The sequence below is a fragment of the Mucilaginibacter flavus genome (assembly GCF_030409315.1).
GTDB lineage: Bacteria > Bacteroidota > Bacteroidia > Sphingobacteriales > Sphingobacteriaceae > Mucilaginibacter > Mucilaginibacter flavus.
Genome location: NZ_JAUFPS010000006.1, coordinates 1 through 17,843 on the forward strand (window position 1 = coordinate 1; position 17,843 = coordinate 17,843).

Genomic DNA, 17,843 nt, shown 5'->3' on the forward strand with positions numbered 1-17,843 from the left:
CATAGCGTATTCCAACCTCTTTAATGGTTCGTTGCTTGACCCAGGACTCAAGAGCCTTAAAGCCTGATAGTTGATTGGCAAACCGCTTGAACGCATAAACTTCCTTGTCGGTTGCCTGGTCCATTCTTCCTAAAGAAACCACTAGCTCATTTTGTGCTACGTCGATCCCAACTACCTGTTTTAAAATGTTTGTCATCACTTTGCTTTTAATGATTTATTAAAAGTGAAAACCCTACTTCATCTTTTCTCCTGCTGGATATCCAAGATATATCGCAATGCAATATTCCTTACATTCTGTTCAGACGCAAAAGGGTAAAAAGAAATGAGGCAGTATCTCTCTCTCAACATACCAATGGGTNCTCGTCGGGGTGAGTCGTCCCTTGGTTAGTTTACATCGTGCCCTCTTTTATGTTTTAAAATCCGATGCTATCCGATTGTTTAAAAAACTCAGTTTCGATATCAATCCTTCTTAAACCTATACTTCTCCAACTTTTGCCGGGCGTAGCTTTGTCGTTGTTTAGCAACTTCAGATAGCGTTCCCTTAACCCCGTCTTCTCCGGTTTTTGCAACGCCAATATATTGGGAACCGTAAATGCCCGAATGTCCGCTAAAGAAGTAAGCTGTAAAGCAAGCCACCGCGAAAAACAAAGCGTATTGACCGCCGAATAATTCAATCCCCATAAAGGTACATGCTACTGGCGTGTTGGTAGCACCCGCAAAAACTGCTATAAAGCCAAGCGCCGCAAAAAGACTTACCGGCGCATCCATCAATACAGATAGCGTATTGCCTAAGGTAGCGCCAATGTAAAACAGCGGCGTAACCTCGCCCCCTTTAAAACCGGTTGAAAGGGTTACCGTAGTATAAATGGTTTTCCAGAGCCAGCTCCAGGTATCGGCACCGCCGGTATTAAATGCAGATGGAATGGTAACCGCACCCGCATGTTCAGCATCAACACCAAGGCTCAGGTAATCGGGTTTGCCAATAACGGCCGTTAGGCCAATGATAATAAGACCGCCTAAAACGGGGATCAACCATGATTTGGGGATATTTTTTACAAACATAGATTTAAGGCCGTGCACCAAAAAGGCAAACAGGTAACTGGCCAGACCAAAAGCTACGGATGCTATGATGATTTTAAACAGCAGCACAAAATCAAAAGCGGTGTATCCCGAAAGCCAATGCGGTACAGCCGCGAAAGCTGTTATATGATACTGAGTATGGTGCACGCCCCAAATACCTACGGTAACATCGGCAATAATGGCGGCTATTAAACAGGGTAATAGTGCATTGTACTGTATGCGGCCAATGGTTAGTACTTCCATGGCAAATATGGCCCCGGTTAAGGGCGTACCGAATACGGCCCCGAAACCGGCAGCTATGCCAGCTGTAAGTACAATGCGCGTATCGGCCTCATTAAGGTTAAACCACTTGCCAAAGGCCTGGGCTATACTGCCACCTATTTGCACTGCCGTACCCTCGCGCCCAGCCGAGCCGCCAAACAGGTGGGTAATAATGGTGGTAAGCAGCACGATGGGTGCCATCCGTTTAGGTACGCCTCCACCCGGTTGGTGAATTTCATCTATAATGAGGTTGTTGCCTTTCTCTGATGTTTTGCCAACCAGCTTATATATATAGTGGATTAGCACACCCGCAACAGGCAATAAGTATAATAACCAGGTATGTTTAAACCTGAAATGAATAGCCCAGGTAAGTAACCATAAAAACAAGGCTACCATGCTGCCTATCGCTATCGCGATGGGAATAATAATCAATGTCCACCTTAAAAGCGATTTGAGGATCAGGAAATAGTCGGACGCAAATAGTTTATCTTTCATTTTATGGGCGATGCTAATTTAAGTTTAAAATTGAAGTTTTGAGGGCATAGCGAATGCTTCCTGCGCGCCAACGCCGGAATATTTGCAGATTGGAATAAATGTGTTGAAAAAACAGCGACAATTGAATATTGCCAGGTGTGTTTAAGCTTGTTGGGGATATTAAAATATTTCACCTACAAAAAATTAGCGCGGTACGAAACCCGCGGGTTAATTAAATGTAGGCGCCATCAGCTTTTTAGGGCGGTTAAGTAGGAAGACACCATTTCCTTTGATGCAAATATAGAAAAAAGCTTAGAGCAAAATCCTCGAAATAGATATGATTAAAATATCATGCCTCAATATTTATATGATTTCAGCTTCCCCAATGAGCTTTCCTCCTTCATGTATCCACCATTTTCGACCTTTGTCAAGGTATTTCTCGATTGGTTGATTTATTAAAAATCTAACTGTTACATCCTTAGTTTCGCCCGGTTCTATAGTTGGTTGACCTTCGAAAACTATATCACCAATAAAAGTTTGAAGGTATTCCCCGTTTTGAGGATATTCAAAAACATGATTCGGCCGATAACCGCTAATAAACCCGGTCGTTCTTCCGCCTTCTTCCTTTGTTTTAAGTTTGATTTTTGCTTTTATTAAAATAAGGCCTTTAGGGTTTTCATATTCCAAATCGCGAATACTCGTCAAAGTATACTTGTCATATGCCATTACATCAAAAACTTTAGATTGCCCTGTTTTGAGCCAACGTTTATAAATGATTTTACCATTCATGTATAAATACAATTCATCATTTTCTATTTTTTTTAGAATTGTCATGGTGCAGGTTGAGGTTTTCCAATAAGTTGAATAAAAAATAATAACTATTCTGGTACTAAAATATAAAAAAACAACTCTAAAAGGGGCAATTTAATTGCCAGTAGAAAAATGGGATTATGGGGTACCGTTCTCAAATGAACCAGTTTTAACCAAATTTTATTTCAACAAATCTTTAAATTTACCACATCATGAAAACCGAATCACAACTGCGCAAAAAGGTAAAAAACTGGATTATCGTATTTATTATCGGGCTGGTGTTAAGCGGTGTTACCGCTTTCCCAATTGAAACCGAGCTGGCTTTCATGGCAGCTCACGCGGGGATATTTCCAGCCTTTATGCAAAGCTGGATCACCACCATTTATATGGCTGTTAAAACAACCAATCAAAACTATCCCTATTTAAGCTACGGTACAGATTGGTTGGCTTTTGGGCACCTCGTTATAGCCACCGTTTTTATCGGTCCGCTGCGCAACCCGGTTAAAAATATCTGGGTTATTGAGTTTGGGATGATTGCCTGTGTCATGGTTTTCCCGCTGGCCTTTATTGCAGGCCCAATCCGCGGCATCCCCGTTTACTGGCGTTGTATTGATTGTTGTTTTGGGATCTTTGGGATTATGCCGTTGTACATTTGCTATAAAGACATCAAAAAGATTGAGGCTTTAGCTACCCGCTCCCTTTAAATTAGCAGGTGGCGCCGAGTTAGCAACCTTTACATTGCCGCTGCTGCCCTGTGGCGGTTGCTGCAATTGGCTTTTGCGCTCTTTATCAAGTATATACTGCACAATAATTTTGCCCATTTTTTGCTTCCCTTTGGTTGAAAGGTGCCCGCTGTTGCGATAAAGGATTTTGTGTTTCTGATAATTATCGCACACCAGGTTAAAGGGCACTACTATGGCCGAATCGCGCAGGTGCGTGTCTTTTAAAACCTCGTTTATTTGTTTGCGGTAGTCATCTAAAGTACCTGTACTGCCATTATCTATAAGCAATGCACCAACCTCGTTGCGTACTTTTTTAAATACATCCAGGCTATCTTCAGCTTCTTTAAAACCAAACTCGGGCATGGTTACAAATACAGGTTCTATTTTATCTTTTAACAGATCGTCGATAATAAGAGAGCAGTAATAGGCATAAAACTTGGCACCCATCTCGCCCGACGCGTCGCTTGTGCCGGCCAATATCACACAATAATCAAGGTTGTGGTGTAATATTTCGCTGCTGGAGTACGGCGTACCCGGGTTAGCATAAAGGTTATCGTAAATATCTTTGGTTTTGGCCTCGGGTTCGCCAAAGGATATGATCTCGGTTTTAACACCACGCCTTAAAAACTCATCCGTCATGATGGTATCTAACGATGTGCCGGTTGCCCAGCTATCGCCAATGATGCCAACTCTTAAAATGTCGTTCTTATATTTTTTTTCGGTTACAGCTACGTACCTTTTTTCGAGCGAGTAACGCTTGTACATGTATATTCCGAAGCTAATAACCAGTAAGGCTAAAAATAACAGTAGTAATTTAACACGTAGCTTCATATTCAGATATAACCGCAGGTTTTTACGGATACGGGTACCAAAACATGGTTGCCCGTAAATAGCAAATCATTATCGCTTTTACGTTGTGCTATAATTAAAGGTTACTTATCTAAGAGTTAACAAGCAAAATTTTAACGCTTATTTTTCAGGAAATACGTAGGCAACATAATGGCCATGATGTGCAAGGGAAAGCGGCTGGTTTATTTCTTCGGCACCGCTGAATAATATGGGGCAACCGCCACTGTTTTTAACTATGTTAAGGTTGTTTTTATGGGTAACCAGCGCAAGTTTATCAAGTATAAATTTACGTACCTGCAACGATTGAAAAGCGGCATCGCTTTGCGCAACTTGCCTAACTCCCCAATGCACACGGTCAAAGCTTTGGTGGTTATTAGCTGCAGTATGTATATAGCCCGTAGTAATTATGGAGCTGGTGTAAAATACATCTGCCCCAAAAACTACCGTCATATTGTATGTTTGTTGATTACCGAAACCAAGAGTCTCTACGGGCAGAACCGTCCCTGCACCAGGAGTACTTGCGGGAGGAATTATTTGAGTAATAATAATTTTTGAGGGGGAAAAAACCAAACCGGACTGGTGTCGCTGCACAAATTTATAAACCGATTCTTTTGCCGACCATAATAGCCATACAAAATGTTCAAATGGCAAATTGGCCAGGTTGGGATTACTGTAAAGAAGTGTTTCGGTACCGGTAATGAATTTTGTGTAAAACCTTTTTTGTGTTGTGCGTTGAATATTAATAGTTGCGAGGTCTATAATGTCATTACCGGCACTTTCAATCATATTTGCTGATTGGTTTTTTCTTCTATCACGTCAATACAACCACCAACATTTACCATTTTATCGGCAGAATCGTAATCAATTTCGATGTTGTATTTGCTTTCCGCATCAATAATGATATCCACAAGATTAGCCGAATTAATTTTCAGGTCGGTAATAAGATTGGTGCTTTCGTCAATGTTGGCCAGGGCGTCTTTTTCAAGGGTATATGGCGATAAAACCTTTTTTAGTTCAGTTAAAATTTCTTGTCGTGTCATTAGGGTTAAATTTAGAAAATATTAAGCAGGAATTTACGTCGCCGAAGCCAAAGTTAGCTTTTGCAACAATATTGATATCTTTTTTGAGCATAGCTGTTGGCAGGCAATCCATGCTGATGTAATCTTTTATCTGCGGATTCGGGTCATCCAGATTAATATTGGGATGCACAAAACCATGAACAATTTGCAATATTGATGCCACAGATTCAATGGAGCCTGCCGCGCTTAAGCAATGGCCTATCATGGATTTCAGCGAGTTCATCACCGGGAAATCGGCTCCTGAACGGCCCAGTACCTGGCACCAGTTCTGAATTTCCTGCATATCGGCATTGGTAGCGGTAAGGTGACCGCTAATGAGATCAATATCACTCGGACTGATCTTAGCTCCGTCTATAGCCTCTTTTATACACCTTATAACTCCTTGCGGATTGGCGGCTGTCATCGATCCGCCAGTACGTTGGCCGCCGCTGTTACTGCTACCGCCCAAAACCTCGGCATAAATTCTGGCACCACGGGCCAGCGCGAATTCCAGATCCTCCAAAACCAAGGCTGCCGAACCAGAGCCGGGCACAAAGCCGCCGGCGGTTACACTCATCGGTCTTGAAGCCTTTTCCGGCTGGTCATTAAACTTACGGGACAGTACGCGCATGGAATCAAAGGAGCCAAATACATAAGTATCCACATATTCGCTGCTGCCTACCAGCATGCGTTTAGCATAGCCATCTTTAATAGTCTCGTAGCCCATTAAAATGGCCTGTGTACCTGTTGCGCAGGCTGCCGAGTTGGTGATTACCTTATTACCCAAACCTAAGCGGCCGGATACGTAGGAGGTAACCCCGCTGTTCATGGCCTGCTCCACCACGCGCGAGCCCAATTTTTTAACTTCTTTATTATCAACCCGGGTTATTACATTTTTCATGGCTTCGGTATCAGATACGCTGTTGCCAAAAATGCAGCCGGTTTCCCAGCGGGTTTCATCAGTATCGTAGGCGTTACCGGCATCGGCCCAGGCATCAAGCGCGGCCATTAAGCCGTAGCCAATGTTGGTGCCCTTTAAGCCATGATAGGTAACTTCAGATATGTAGTTTTTTGTTTTAAGGTCTTCCAGTACAAAATCGGGCTTGCCTGCAACCTGGCAGCTAAATTTAAGTTCCTCATACAAAGGCATAAATTTAATGCCCGATACGCCGTTTTGAATAGCATCCAAAAACGCGCTTAACCCTATTCCGTTTGGCGATACCACGCCCATTCCTGTTACAACAACGCGCCTGCTCATTTCAAATCAATATGTTTAATGATACCGGCAAATGTACCGCGGGCAACAATCTCTTTTGAGCTATTCAACATCTCTACAGTACACTTAAGCTTGCCAAAGCGGAAATATTGTTTTTTTGAAATTACTGTAACCTTTTGCCCCGGCAGAACCATTTTGTAAAATGATACATCGGTTGAGGTAAGCACAGGATACAAGGCCGGATCTGTTGATATATCCTTACCCGGTTCTTTCATAATTAAAAAGATGCCTAATACAACCAAACCTATCTGGGCCATAATTTCGGTAATGATCACCCCGGGAGTTACAGGATTGCCTTCAAAATGATCCTCGTAAAAAAACGCGTCCTGCTTTAAAGTGAAATCGCCGGTAACCCCATTCTCGTTTAATGATGTGATGTTATCAATAAAACGGAAAGTTGATTTGTATGGTAAATGGTTAAGTATGTGGTTATTCATGCATTAAAAAGTATAGTAATTACAGGCAATGTTCGCCACCATCTACATGAATCAAAGAGCCATTTATCCAAAAAGCATCGTCGGTACAAAGCATGTATATCACGTTTGCCACATCCGTTGTACGGGTTATCCGCCCCATGGGGTTGTTTTGGCTGGCCAACGTTATCAGCTTATCGCTGCCCGGTATCCTTTTCAGCGATGCTGTTTCGGTTACCCCCGCCTGCACCAGGTTTGTTTTTAACCCAAACCGGCTAAACTCAACCGCCATGTATTTAGTTAAACTCTCCAGCGATGCTTTGGCAATTGATACCGCGGCATAGCTATCCCAGTACTTATGCGCGCCATCGCTGGTAAGCCCAATTATGCGGGCATCGGCATTAAACAAATCGGCGTTTAATAATAGCCTGGTCCAGTCAAGCAAACTATTGCTCATGGCGTAGCTTGTGGCCTGTATATCATCTGTAGAAAGAACATTGGCGTTTTCGGCATTCGCTGTATCGGCGGCCAGGGGTTTTAAATTGCCCCGGGCTATGGAATGCAGCAAAAGCTTAACACAATGTTTATGTACAGCAACTTCGGTAAATTGTTTTAAAAATAAATCGCGACCGCCCTGTTCAAGCGCGTTTATATTGAAAGGCAATATGGTAACGGCGTTTTCGGCGGCTATCTTGGCAAGATTTTCTTTGAGTGGTTTTTCGGTGATGGCGGTTTCACGGTATAAAACGGCTATGTTCATGCCGTGCCCAGCCAGTTTTTGCAAAGCGGCAAAGCCAAACCCGCTTGATCCCCCTAAAACCACGGCCCACAAACCCGCAAACTGTTGAGTTTTATCCATGTGAACCGATGCCTTGTAATTTCATATGTATGTATACGGAAGATGCGATAAATTATACCGTTAAATTCCTTAAAAAAATTCAAACCTCAAAGTAAGCGAAAGAAAATCGATTTTTAATGATTTAGGGTGATAAAACATGCGTTTAGGTTAAAACAGCATCAGCCGTTTATAACCACCCATGTTTATCACCCTAAGATATTATTTAACGTTTAGCTTAAAACGCCAGCGTAATTTTGCCAACAGCGCGCCCTTTTTCCATTTCTAAATGCGCCTCCTTTAACTGGTGAAACGGGAAGGTTTTGTATATGGTAGATTTAACAATGCCTTTTGCTAAAAACCCCGCGATGGTTTCCATATCGGCACCGCTTGGGTATACTAAAATGTTATGCGCGTTTATGCCAAGATGCTGCGCCTTTTGCAAAAGCGCTTCTGTAAAGCCGCCCATAATGCTGATTACGGTGCCTCCTTTTTTTACAATGTTGAGTAAAAGCGGGGTATTATCGGCCCCAATCGGGTCTAATATAAAATCAACTTCTTTAACGGCCTCTTCAAGCGATTGCGCGTGGTAGTCAATATGCTCATCAGCCCCTAATGCCAATATAAAATCTTTATTGGCTGCCGATGAGGTACCGATAACGTAAGCACCCATATGTTTAGCAATTTGAACGGCGTAATGGCCAACACCACCTGCCGCCGCCTGAATGAGCACCCTATCGCCGGGTTTAATAGTAACATGCAGGGTTAGGGCCTGCCATGCAGTAAGCGCGGCTAAAGTAGCGGCAGCAGCTTCATCATGATTAATATTGGCTGGTTTTATAGCCAGCTCCGATGGTTTTGCAACAACATATTCGGCATAGGCATTGGCTAATTTAGGAAACTCAATCATCGAAAAAACCTCATCGCCTGCTTTAAAACCTGTTACTTCGGTACCGGCCTCTGTTATCACACCGCTGATGTCCCAACCTAAAATAATGGGCATTGGGTCTTTAATGCGACCGGCCATGCCTTTGCCCTGGCGGGTTTTTACATCAACAGGGTTTATGCTGATGGATTTTAGTTTAATCAATACCTCATCGGCTTTAATAACGGGAATAGGAATTTCAACGGTTTGCAGGTTTTCAACCCCGCCGTATTCTTTTAAAATTATTGCTTTCATTTTTATTGTTCTTATTTGATAAATCAAAATTATACCAATAATTACAAATAAATTGGTATATAATTTCTATAATTTGGTATTTTTGACGCATGATAAGGGAAAACCTGTACCAGCCGTTCTCTATTGAGTATTGCACTTTAGATAAGTGCCCCAAATTTGAGCATAAGCACAATTTTTTTGAATTGATCTTTATTATCTCGGGCACGGGCAGGCAGTGCATTAACCAAAGTAGTTTTAACTATCGCCCGGCGCATATGTTTTTAATTACGCCGGAAGACTGCCATTCTTTTGATGTGGAAACCACTACGGAGTTTTTCTTTTTGAAGTTTAATGATATCTACCTTAAAAAAGGTGGCCTGCTTAATGAAAACATTAGGCGGCTGGAGTATATTTTGCATAATGCTAATCATCAACCGGGCTGCATCCTCAGAAACCTGCCCGATAAACGGCTGGTTGGCCCCATGGTTGAAGCCATCATCCGCGAGCATGAAAACAAGGATGTATATAACCAGGAGCTAATTCAGCAACTGGTAAATACGCTGATTATTGTAGTAGCCCGCAACATTGCCCGCTACTTGCCCGAGCAGGTGAACATGGGTACCGAAGAAAAGGCGATGGATATTTTGCAATATGTGCAGCACAATATTTACAACCCCGAAAAGCTGAAGGCCGACGTTATTAGTAACACTTTCAACATATCAGAGGCCTACATGGGGCGCTATTTTAAAAAGCACGCCAATGAAACCCTACAGCAATACATCACCAATTATAAAACCAAACTGATAGAACACCGCCTACAGTTTAGCGATAAACGCCTCACCGAAATTGCCGCTGAATTTGGCTTTACCGATGAAAGCCATTTCAATAAGTTTTTCCGCAAACAAAAAGGCCAAAGCCCTAAAGAATACCGCAAGGCCGTGCAACTGGCAAGGGCTTCGTAACAAATCTCTCTTTATTTAATATTCACTTCAGTTTTTAATTAAAATTAAACTGTGAGTTAAGCGTATCGGGCAAAATAATTGCATGCGCCCCTCCCTCCTAAAGCCGCACTACAAATGCACTACAGTGCTTGCTATGCAGGCGTATCAGCCCCATACAAGGCGCTTGTAATGGGTTATTTTACAACTCATTAACCTAATTTTATAACAGCAAATCTTATTGAAAAGTATTTATTTCGGTGTATTTGTTTAGCTGTGTTAATAACATCCCCGGTTTTATCACGGCTTTATAGTGTTGCTTATAACTGCAATCAACAATAATTATATAAACCATTTAACCATTACTTTATGAGATCGAAACTTAACTCTTATTTACTTTGTGGCTTATTTGCCTTTGTGATAGCGCTGGCATCCTGTAAAAAGGATAATTTAAACAACATGGGGCCGGCCCCGTCAAATGTCGACGCGGTGAAAGGCAACCAGGCTAATTTAGCCGCTACGGCCGCCACCTTTAAAGTTGTGGGCTATTTGCCAAGCTGGGAGGGCGAGCTGAACACCATACAATTTACCAAGCTTACACACATTAACTACGCCTTTTTAACCCCCGAGAATAACGGCAGTCTTGACCCGCTGGATAACCTTAGCAAGTTTACCAGCCTTATTCCGATAGCACATAACAACAACGTTAAGGTAATTATTTCTGTTGGCGGCGGTGGTGGCGGCGATGCCTTTCACAGCATCGTAGCCAATGCAGGCTATCGTACCACTTTTGTTAATAACATGGTGAACTTTGTGAACCAGTATGGTATTGACGGTGTTGATGTGGATTGGGAATTTCCATCGGCAGGTACCGAAGCTAACAACTTTTATACCCTAATGCAGCAACTGGCTACCGCCATGCACAACAACGGCAAAGTATGTACCATTGCGGCTATAGCCAATTCGGCAAGTTATGTGGTTGATGGTATGTTTACCACGTTGGATTGGATTAATATTATGGATTATGATGACAATAACTTTCAGCATTCCACGTACCAATCGGCAGTAAACAGTTTAAATTACTGGTTGGGCAGAGGATTACCGGCCGCTAAAGCTATTTTAGGTGTACCATTTTACGGCCGGGATAACCGGTACGATTACCTCACCGTTAATTACAACGTAATCCTGTCGCAAGGAGGCAGCCCAAATTCAGATACTTTTCAAACCATAGGGTATAACGGCATCCCAACCATACAAGCCAAAACCAACCTGGCATTTGCCCAGGCCGGTGGTATGATGATTTGGGAACTGGCCGGCGATGGAACAGGGAGTAATTCCTTACTATCGGCCATCAATGCCATTGTGCTTACCCACGGTAGCACAGGCGGCGGTGGCGGCACAACCGCGCCTATTGGTCAAACAGTAACCTTAAAAGGGTTTAACAATCAATATGTAAGCGGCGAAAACGGCACACAGGCCATGAACTGCAACCGGGCAACGGCGTCGGCCTGGGAAACATTTACCGTAGTTGATGCCGGCGGCGGTAAAATTGCCTTGCGCAGCATGAGTAAATATGTATCGAGCGAAAACGGCACACAAGCTATTACCTGTAACCGCACCACGGTTGGCGACTGGGAAAAATTCGATTGGGTGCCAACCTCCGATGGCAAAGTAACTTTCAGGGGAAATAACGGTAAATTCATATCGAGCGAAAACGGCACACAAGCCATGACCTGTACCCGCACTACCGCATCGGGCTGGGAAGCCTTTGGGGTAAACCAGTAATATTGACGTATTTGGTTATAAACAGCCGACCTGCAAATGCACGCCGGCTGTTTTGTTTTCGAAAAAATATTTTCCCTGCCTATTGCAAAACTAAATTTAATCTATAACTTTGAACAACAAAGTACTTTTAATGAAAGATCAAGACATTCACGCCGAACTGAGTTCTATCCGCGACCTGATGGAGCGCTCGGCCAAGTTTATTTCACTAAGTGGGTTATCGGGCGTTATGGCCGGCGTTTTCGCTATTATAGGCGCGGGCGCAGGCTATGCTTTAATCAAGCAAGCAAATGTTAACCTGCGACGTTTTCATGTTTATAACGAAGAAACGCTGGTTTTTGAATTGTTTTTGGTAGCATTCGCGGTATTAATTCTTTCCATTGGTTGTGGCATCTGGCTTTCTTTACGTAAAGCCAAAAAGAACGGGCAGCCTTTTTGGAACACCGGCAGCAAGCGATTGCTTATCAATATGGCTATCCCGCTGGTAAGCGGCGGCTTATTCACGTTTATATTAATATATCGTGGCTATTACGGTATTGTGGCCCCGGCTACCCTTATTTTTTACGGTATGGCGTTGGTTGCAGGTAGCCATTACACATATTCGGGCGTAAAAGGCTTGGGGATACTGGAGATTTTATTAGGTTTGCTTTGCGCATTAATGCCGGGCTATGGCTTAATTTTTTGGACGATAGGTTTTGGCCTGCTCCACATTATTTATGGTACGGTAATGCATTTTAGATACGATAAGTGAAGATATCATTAGAACAATTTGATAAAGCCTTTGAAAACCGCATTCGCCTGCAAATTATGAGCGTTTTGGTTGCCAATGAAAGCTACGACTTTAATTCCCTTAAAGATCTGCTCGACCTTACCGATGGTAACCTGGCATCGCACTTAAAGGCATTGGAAAAAGAGGAATACATCCTGGTGGAAAAAAGCTTTATTGGCCGCAAGCCCAATACCCGCTACCTGGCATCAGAAAAAGGCAGGGCCGCTTTCAGGTTGCACCTGCTTGCCCTCGAAAATTTAATAAAACAACAGAAGCTTTAATTTTTTTTACCCATATACTTTGCAATTCAAAGTTCTTTTAAACTAACAAAATGAAAAAACTAAGAGAAATTTTAACCGAGGACCGTGTAATAAAAACCGGCCTGATCATGATACTGATATCGGCCGCGCTATTCGCGTTTCCCGAGCTAAACCTTATCGAACTAAAGGAAGGTGCCGATATCAGCTTTTTTTTCACCAACTACCTGCTATCCGTAATTTACCTCATCATTGTTCTGCTAACTAAACCTAAACGTTTGGCCTATTGGGCTTTGGTGTTTTTGCTTTGGTTTATTAGTGCCTTTGCGCTAAACCGCAGTATGAATGTGTTTGATAGTTCGGTTACCTGGCTATGCGTCGCTATCTGTGTTTCATGCGGCGCTGTTATTTTATCAATATTCATTAATCGATTTAGCAGCGTTGCTAAACATTTGCTAATGTTTTTTTTAGGTGCCGCTTTTTTACTGTTTTTGTATTATAGCCTTTATTTAACCTCCATGTACATCATTGGGTTATTGGCCGCTATAGCTATCGGTATTTCGCTGCATACGTTTGCGCCGGTGGCTTTGGCTGTAACTACATTCATCATTATTAAAAGAAACGTGGGTGAAAGCCGATCGTTAAAAATAGCCGTCGGCTTGGGTGTTACGCTCCCGCTTATTATCTGTAGCTTGTTTGTATGGCAATGGCGCAGTATTAACACGCAGGTTAACCAGGCTATTAACCACAATATTTTATCGGAAGGTAAGTTGCCGGCCTGGGTTGTTATCAGCCAAAACATTCCTAAAAATGCTATTGCCGAGCGCATCATCAAAGCCAACCTGGTATACAAAACCGCCAACCTGCAGGATAACTGGTTTTGGGGCAGCTTTCATAATACCTCTTTTGATGAGCCGCTGAAACATGATCCGCTGGTGGTAATAGCCAGTATATTTAGTGGCCAAACCAACCTGGAAGAGAGCGAGCGGATTAAAATATTGAAAGCCATGTACGATTCTCGCCACAAAGCGCAGGAGCGGCTCTGGAGCGGCGATAAGCTTACCACCAGTTCGGTAATCACCAATGTGAAAATCTTCCCCGAGTACAGGATGGCCTATACCGAAAAAACGTTGTTTGTAAAAAAACATGAAGAGCGTACCTGGTGGAACCGCGGCCAGGAAGCTATTTATACCTTTCATCTGCCCGAGGGGGCGGTGGTGAGTTCCTTATCCTTATGGATAGATGGCAAAGAGGAAAAATCGAGATTAACTACCAAAGCAAAAGCCGATTCGGCTTACAAAACTGTGGTAGGTGTGGAAGCTCGTGATCCATCTGTTATTCACTGGCAGGAGGGTAATACCGTTACAGCACGCATTTTTCCGTGTACGGTAACCGAAGCGCGTAAATTCAGGATAGGGGTTACAAGCCCGCTAAAGCAGCGCGGCCAGCAGCTGGTTTACGAAAGCATTTATTTTGACGGCCCACCCGCCGATGATGCTACCGAAACTATCCAGGTATCCTTTTCAAAAAAGCCGGCTTTGTTTAACCTGCCTGGTTTTGATGAAATAAGTGAAGGTGTTTACACCGCCGATAGGAAATATGAACCTGATGAGGAAATAGCCTTCGCCACAACCGCGCTTGCCGATAAGCCCTTTACTTTTGCCGGCAAAGGTTACCGGCTGAAAGATTACAAAGCACAAACTACCAATTTTGAACCCACGGCCATTTACCTCGATTTAAATAACTCCTGGACCAGCGCCGAGTTTGATAACCTGTGGCAAAGCATTAAAAACAAAAAGGTTTATTATGACGATGGCGGGTTGAAACAGCTAACCGAAGACAATAAAACCGGGGTTTTACAAAGGGCACAAAAACTAAATTTCAGCCTGTTCCCGGTAAACGAGATCAGAGATGCCGATAATGCTTTGTTGATTACCAAATGCCCGCAAACATCGCCCAATTTGAACGATCTTGATGATTCCGAATTTCAGAAACGGTTAACCACCTACCTTGCTACCGCCAGGCCTGTCCGACTATACAACATCGGCACAAAATTAACGCCTTATTTAAAAGCGCTTAAAGAGATGCGGGTATTTGTTTATGACGATGGCGGGCTTGAAAAGCTGCAAGCCAACATTGCCAAACACCAGTTTTTGCAAAGCCAGGAAGATAATAAACATGTAGTTTTAGATCAAGCGGACATGATGATTGAACAAACTGCCGATACCACCAAAAGCGACGCGCCCGACCATCTGCTGCGTTTATTTGCTTACAACGATGTCATGAAAAAAGTTGGTCCGCATTATTTTGATAAGACGTACGTACAGCCCGATATCATTAACGAGGCAGAGCAGGCATATATCGCCTCGCCTGTATCCAGCTTGATTGTGTTAGAAACCCAGGCCGATTATGAACGCTTTGGCATCGACGCCAATAAAAACAGCCTGGCAAATGCTTCTATGAAATCATCCGGCGCGGTACCCGAGCCGGGCGAATGGTTGCTGGTATTGATAGCCGTTGCCGTAATTAACTTTTTAGTATACCGCGCCAAATATGCCAGGAACGATCTTTAATATGCAGCTCCCGGATACCCAGGCAAGCAGCAGTCGTTTGTTAATTAACGGCTGCTGTTTGATATACCTTATCATCGGCATAAAACTACTTGCTATATATTTTTTATGGAATGCCGATGTGCTGCTTGGCCTCGCGCTGGCACCTTACATATGCCGGGTAAAAACCGGTGAGTTTTCCATGCGGTATTTATTGCCTGCACTACTGTTTACCATAACCGCGCTTATCTTCCCGGTTAAAACCACCTTGTTTGTAGCATTGATGTTTGCTGTTCTGCTATTTTTCGAGAATTTTAAGGGGAAGGTAAGTACGGTGCTGTTCTTTTTACTGCTGCTTATTTCGCCACTGTTTTTGTATATCAGTAATGCCATTAGTTTTCCAATCCGTATTTGGTTAAGTGAAATGGTAGCGCAAATTTTAAATATTTGTGGCGTGCAAGCCCATGCATCGGGCAATATTATTGAATTGAACGGGGCCGAGTTTTCTGTAGACCAGGCCTGCGCCGGTTTACATATGCTTAGCATGTCGCTCATTATTTGCTTGTTTGCAATTGCCCATAGCCAGCGGCAAACAGTAAAGCAATTGAGCTTTATACAGGTTACGTTGCTGCTGTGCATCACCTTTGTATTGAACATTGTATGCAACCTGTGCCGCATTATGCTGCTGGTGTTGTTCAAAATCCCGGCAGGTAACGTGTTTCATGATATTGCAGGAGTAATTTGTTTGCTGGTGTATGTAATATTTCCGCTGTTATGGCTTTCGCAGGTTTATTTGAAAAACTCGGTAAAGGCCGAAAAAAATCCACAGCAGTACCAGCTTATCCGGTTGGAATCTTATGAGCTGCGTTACCCTGTTATTCACGTAGCGTTGGCTATTACACTTATCATCTCTCTATTTAGCCTTAAAACCATGGATGAGTTAGCCAATAAAAATGCCGAGGCTGTTGTACTTAAAGGCTATCATAAACAAATATTAGAAAGTGGCGTAATCAAGTTTGAAAACGCCCATGCCCTGGTATACCTGAAGCCCACACCATTTTATGGCCCCGAACATAACCCCATGATTTGCTGGCAGGGCAGCGGTTATAATTTTGCCAGTATTAAAACTGCGGTTGTTAACGGCAGGGAAATTTATTCGGGCGTTCTTACCAAGGGCCGTGATAAAATTTACAGTGCCTGGTGGTTTGATAACGGCAAAATGCAAACCGTTAGCCAGTTTAAATGGCGATGGGAAGCGGCAAAAGGCGGGAAGGTATTTTATTTGGTTAATGTAAACGCGGTGAGCGAGGCGGGGCTAAAAGAAGTTATAGATAGCTTACAACGCGCTGGTCGCTTTTAGAAGGAGGCACCTACGGAGCCAAAAACGAAATATGAACTGCTATAAACACGGGGCTACGCTGTAGCCAGAATTTGGATTTTCAGACTCCGGCGGAGTCCCGTGTTTATAGCTCAAAGAAATAATGATTTGGCTCCGTAGGTGCCTCCTCTTTGCATTAAGAAAACAGCATTGCTTTCTCTCCTGGGAAATAAAACATTTGATATTTGAAAAATAATTGCACCTTTGTGCCAATTCCTTAATTGTTAACCCACTAATTATTAGGAATCATGCAAGAAAGTATCTCCACCATATTCCATTAGGTGCTGCCACGAAACCGGCGGACAACAAATTCTTTGGCTTTTATTTTAAAATTGGTTTAACAGTTATTGTTTAACCTGGGCTTGGTTTTGTTTGTCATGTTGTTTTGCGTTTCGCGGCCTGGTGCACCTTTTCAAAATGGATATATCTGCTACGGCAGATGAATTTTGAAAACCACAAAAGGTTATAAAATTAAACGCAAAGCGTGATGGACATGCATGATTGGCCGTACATTAAAAAGTCGGCCCGGAGAAAGAAGCGGCTCGTAAAAAAAGACTTCGACAAGGAACTCATCAAATTAAGTAGAAGACGTCAGGAATTAAGCAATCAACGATGCAAACTACCGCCGGTAGTATTAGATAAACCTTATCAGAGGGGATGGATGCGCCAGTTTGTTTTGCGCGATGATATCGCCCGAAGCCCTAAAGCGCAGTTTTATAATGAGCTGTTAAGCAAAATCAATACTTATCAATGGCATTACGACCGATCTTTTAAAAGACGAAAGGTTCGTAAGGGAGAATACCATTATTACGATGTTAACAACCACAAATTACAAGAGCTATCGCCTCAGGACTTTCACGGCGATAAGTTAAAACTATCCGACGCAGAAAAACGCTGTTTCTATTTAACAGAAAAATGGGACAACAGGTACAATCGCTGGGAAACCAAATATGTGCTTACCGAAGCATGGCGATATGTTTTGGTGATTAAGCCGCATATGGTTTATACCGCAAGGCAGGTTGATGAGCTATTAGAGCGCGAATTAAGCAGAGTACACAAGTATATCGATTGGAATAATTTTCAGCCGAGGCTCTGGAAGCTGATGGGCGGTAAGGATAATTACTGGAAAGAAGATTACGTGGACCAGCCCAGAAATTTCGACGAATTGGATTTAAAAAACAGCCCCAGGTATACCAACAAAGAGGCTTACCTGGATTATTAAAACAAAACCCC

18 protein-coding genes and 1 riboswitch are annotated in these 17,843 nt (G+C 43.0%); of the genes, 8 read left to right on the forward strand and 10 right to left on the reverse strand.

Going from position 1 to position 17,843, the window contains the following annotated elements:
- The 3 genes from QWZ17_RS01420 to QWZ17_RS01430 form a co-directional block, all read right to left on the reverse strand.
- A partial coding sequence (locus tag QWZ17_RS01420) for a hypothetical protein (protein WP_435404573.1) occupies window positions 1-196 on the reverse strand: 196 nt, incomplete at its 3' end.
- A 263-nt stretch (window positions 197-459) separates the two neighbouring features.
- Window positions 460-1,836: a voltage-gated chloride channel family protein gene (locus QWZ17_RS01425; protein WP_290303063.1), complete on the reverse strand. Its 1,377-nt coding sequence runs from the start codon at window positions 1,834-1,836 to the stop codon at window positions 460-462.
- Window positions 1,837-2,047: 211 nt separating this feature from the next.
- Window positions 2,048-2,112, reverse strand: a riboswitch (Fluoride riboswitch).
- Between the two features lie 66 nt (window positions 2,113-2,178).
- The gene (locus QWZ17_RS01430) at window positions 2,179-2,649 is read right to left on the reverse strand and encodes a hypothetical protein (RefSeq protein ID WP_290303065.1); all 471 of its coding nucleotides are present in this window, start codon (window positions 2,647-2,649) and stop codon (window positions 2,179-2,181) included.
- Between the two features lie 188 nt (window positions 2,650-2,837).
- Here QWZ17_RS01430 and QWZ17_RS01435 point away from each other — a divergent pair, with 188 nt between their 5' ends.
- Window positions 2,838-3,329, forward strand: coding sequence for a hypothetical protein (locus QWZ17_RS01435; protein ID WP_290303067.1), 492 nt, complete (start codon window positions 2,838-2,840; stop codon window positions 3,327-3,329).
- On the opposite strand, the gene QWZ17_RS01440 is transcribed toward QWZ17_RS01435, so the two are convergent.
- The 7 genes from QWZ17_RS01440 to QWZ17_RS01470 all read right to left on the reverse strand — a co-directional run bounded on the left by QWZ17_RS01440 (window position 3,309) and on the right by QWZ17_RS01470 (window position 8,958).
- Window positions 3,309-4,178, reverse strand: coding sequence for an SGNH/GDSL hydrolase family protein (locus QWZ17_RS01440; RefSeq protein WP_290303068.1), 870 nt, complete (start codon window positions 4,176-4,178; stop codon window positions 3,309-3,311). The two genes, QWZ17_RS01435 and QWZ17_RS01440, sit on opposite strands and share 21 nt — an antisense overlap.
- A 138-nt stretch (window positions 4,179-4,316) precedes the next feature.
- Window positions 4,317-4,982, reverse strand: a complete 666-nt coding sequence (locus tag QWZ17_RS01445) for a 4'-phosphopantetheinyl transferase superfamily protein (protein WP_290303069.1) — start codon at window positions 4,980-4,982, stop codon at window positions 4,317-4,319.
- Window positions 4,979-5,236 (reverse strand): acyl carrier protein, encoded by a 258-nt coding sequence (locus QWZ17_RS01450; protein WP_290303070.1) that lies wholly within the window; start codon window positions 5,234-5,236, stop codon window positions 4,979-4,981. Before QWZ17_RS01450 ends, QWZ17_RS01445 begins: the two co-directional genes overlap by 4 nt.
- A complete protein-coding gene (locus tag QWZ17_RS01455; RefSeq protein ID WP_290303071.1) occupies window positions 5,211-6,512 on the reverse strand; it encodes a beta-ketoacyl-[acyl-carrier-protein] synthase family protein in 1,302 nt (433 codons plus the stop codon). Before QWZ17_RS01455 ends, QWZ17_RS01450 begins: the two co-directional genes overlap by 26 nt.
- On the reverse strand, window positions 6,509-6,967 hold the full coding sequence (locus tag QWZ17_RS01460; RefSeq protein WP_290303072.1) for a 3-hydroxyacyl-ACP dehydratase FabZ family protein: 459 nt from the start codon (window positions 6,965-6,967) through the stop codon (window positions 6,509-6,511). The genes QWZ17_RS01455 and QWZ17_RS01460 overlap by 4 nt, the downstream gene beginning before the upstream one ends.
- A gap of 19 nt (window positions 6,968-6,986) precedes the next feature.
- Entirely contained in the window at window positions 6,987-7,802 is an 816-nt protein-coding gene (locus tag QWZ17_RS01465) for an SDR family oxidoreductase (RefSeq protein WP_290303073.1), read from the reverse strand.
- A 214-nt stretch (window positions 7,803-8,016) separates the two neighbouring features.
- Window positions 8,017-8,958: an NADP-dependent oxidoreductase gene (locus QWZ17_RS01470; protein ID WP_290303074.1), complete on the reverse strand. Its 942-nt coding sequence runs from the start codon at window positions 8,956-8,958 to the stop codon at window positions 8,017-8,019.
- Between the two features lie 89 nt (window positions 8,959-9,047).
- On the opposite strand from QWZ17_RS01470, the gene QWZ17_RS01475 reads away from it, so the two are divergent.
- The 7 genes from QWZ17_RS01475 to QWZ17_RS01505 all read left to right on the forward strand — a co-directional run bounded on the left by QWZ17_RS01475 (window position 9,048) and on the right by QWZ17_RS01505 (window position 17,832).
- The gene (locus tag QWZ17_RS01475) at window positions 9,048-9,899 is read left to right on the forward strand and encodes a helix-turn-helix domain-containing protein (RefSeq protein ID WP_290303075.1); all 852 of its coding nucleotides are present in this window, start codon (window positions 9,048-9,050) and stop codon (window positions 9,897-9,899) included.
- Between the two features lie 345 nt (window positions 9,900-10,244).
- Entirely contained in the window at window positions 10,245-11,660 is a 1,416-nt protein-coding gene (locus tag QWZ17_RS01480; RefSeq protein WP_290303076.1) for a glycosyl hydrolase family 18 protein, read from the forward strand.
- A gap of 130 nt (window positions 11,661-11,790) precedes the next feature.
- Entirely contained in the window at window positions 11,791-12,408 is a 618-nt protein-coding gene (locus QWZ17_RS01485; RefSeq protein WP_290303077.1) for a hypothetical protein, read from the forward strand.
- A complete protein-coding gene (locus tag QWZ17_RS01490) occupies window positions 12,405-12,707 on the forward strand; it encodes a winged helix-turn-helix domain-containing protein (protein ID WP_290303078.1) in 303 nt (100 codons plus the stop codon). Before QWZ17_RS01485 ends, QWZ17_RS01490 begins: the two co-directional genes overlap by 4 nt.
- Window positions 12,708-12,757: 50 nt before the next feature.
- Complete coding sequence (locus QWZ17_RS01495) at window positions 12,758-15,256, forward strand: XrtN system VIT domain-containing protein (protein ID WP_290303079.1); 2,499 nt, start codon at window positions 12,758-12,760, stop codon at window positions 15,254-15,256.
- Window positions 15,237-16,592, forward strand: coding sequence for an exosortase N (gene xrtN / locus QWZ17_RS01500; RefSeq protein WP_290303081.1), 1,356 nt, complete (start codon window positions 15,237-15,239; stop codon window positions 16,590-16,592). Before QWZ17_RS01495 ends, xrtN begins: the two co-directional genes overlap by 20 nt.
- 505 nt (window positions 16,593-17,097) lie before the next feature.
- A complete protein-coding gene (locus QWZ17_RS01505) occupies window positions 17,098-17,832 on the forward strand; it encodes a hypothetical protein (RefSeq protein ID WP_290303082.1) in 735 nt (244 codons plus the stop codon).
- Window positions 17,833-17,843 lie beyond the last annotated feature (11 nt).

Coding starts and splice junctions, on each gene's coding strand:
- QWZ17_RS01425 (WP_290303063.1), bottom strand. CDS start 1,836: ATGAAAGATAAACTATTTGCGTCCGACTATTTCCTGATCCTCAAATCG.
- QWZ17_RS01430 (WP_290303065.1), bottom strand. CDS start 2,649: ATGACAATTCTAAAAAAAATAGAAAATGATGAATTGTATTTATACATG.
- QWZ17_RS01435 (WP_290303067.1), top strand. CDS start 2,838: ATGAAAACCGAATCACAACTGCGCAAAAAGGTAAAAAACTGGATTATC.
- QWZ17_RS01440 (WP_290303068.1), bottom strand. CDS start 4,178: ATGAAGCTACGTGTTAAATTACTACTGTTATTTTTAGCCTTACTGGTT.
- QWZ17_RS01445 (WP_290303069.1), bottom strand. CDS start 4,982: ATGATTGAAAGTGCCGGTAATGACATTATAGACCTCGCAACTATTAAT.
- QWZ17_RS01450 (WP_290303070.1), bottom strand. CDS start 5,236: ATGACACGACAAGAAATTTTAACTGAACTAAAAAAGGTTTTATCGCCA.
- QWZ17_RS01455 (WP_290303071.1), bottom strand. CDS start 6,512: ATGAGCAGGCGCGTTGTTGTAACAGGAATGGGCGTGGTATCGCCAAAC.
- QWZ17_RS01460 (WP_290303072.1), bottom strand. CDS start 6,967: ATGAATAACCACATACTTAACCATTTACCATACAAATCAACTTTCCGT.
- QWZ17_RS01465 (WP_290303073.1), bottom strand. CDS start 7,802: ATGGATAAAACTCAACAGTTTGCGGGTTTGTGGGCCGTGGTTTTAGGG.
- QWZ17_RS01470 (WP_290303074.1), bottom strand. CDS start 8,958: ATGAAAGCAATAATTTTAAAAGAATACGGCGGGGTTGAAAACCTGCAA.
- QWZ17_RS01475 (WP_290303075.1), top strand. CDS start 9,048: ATGATAAGGGAAAACCTGTACCAGCCGTTCTCTATTGAGTATTGCACT.
- QWZ17_RS01480 (WP_290303076.1), top strand. CDS start 10,245: ATGAGATCGAAACTTAACTCTTATTTACTTTGTGGCTTATTTGCCTTT.
- QWZ17_RS01485 (WP_290303077.1), top strand. CDS start 11,791: ATGAAAGATCAAGACATTCACGCCGAACTGAGTTCTATCCGCGACCTG.
- QWZ17_RS01495 (WP_290303079.1), top strand. CDS start 12,758: ATGAAAAAACTAAGAGAAATTTTAACCGAGGACCGTGTAATAAAAACC.
- xrtN (WP_290303081.1), top strand. CDS start 15,237: ATGCCAGGAACGATCTTTAATATGCAGCTCCCGGATACCCAGGCAAGC.
- QWZ17_RS01505 (WP_290303082.1), top strand. CDS start 17,098: ATGGACATGCATGATTGGCCGTACATTAAAAAGTCGGCCCGGAGAAAG.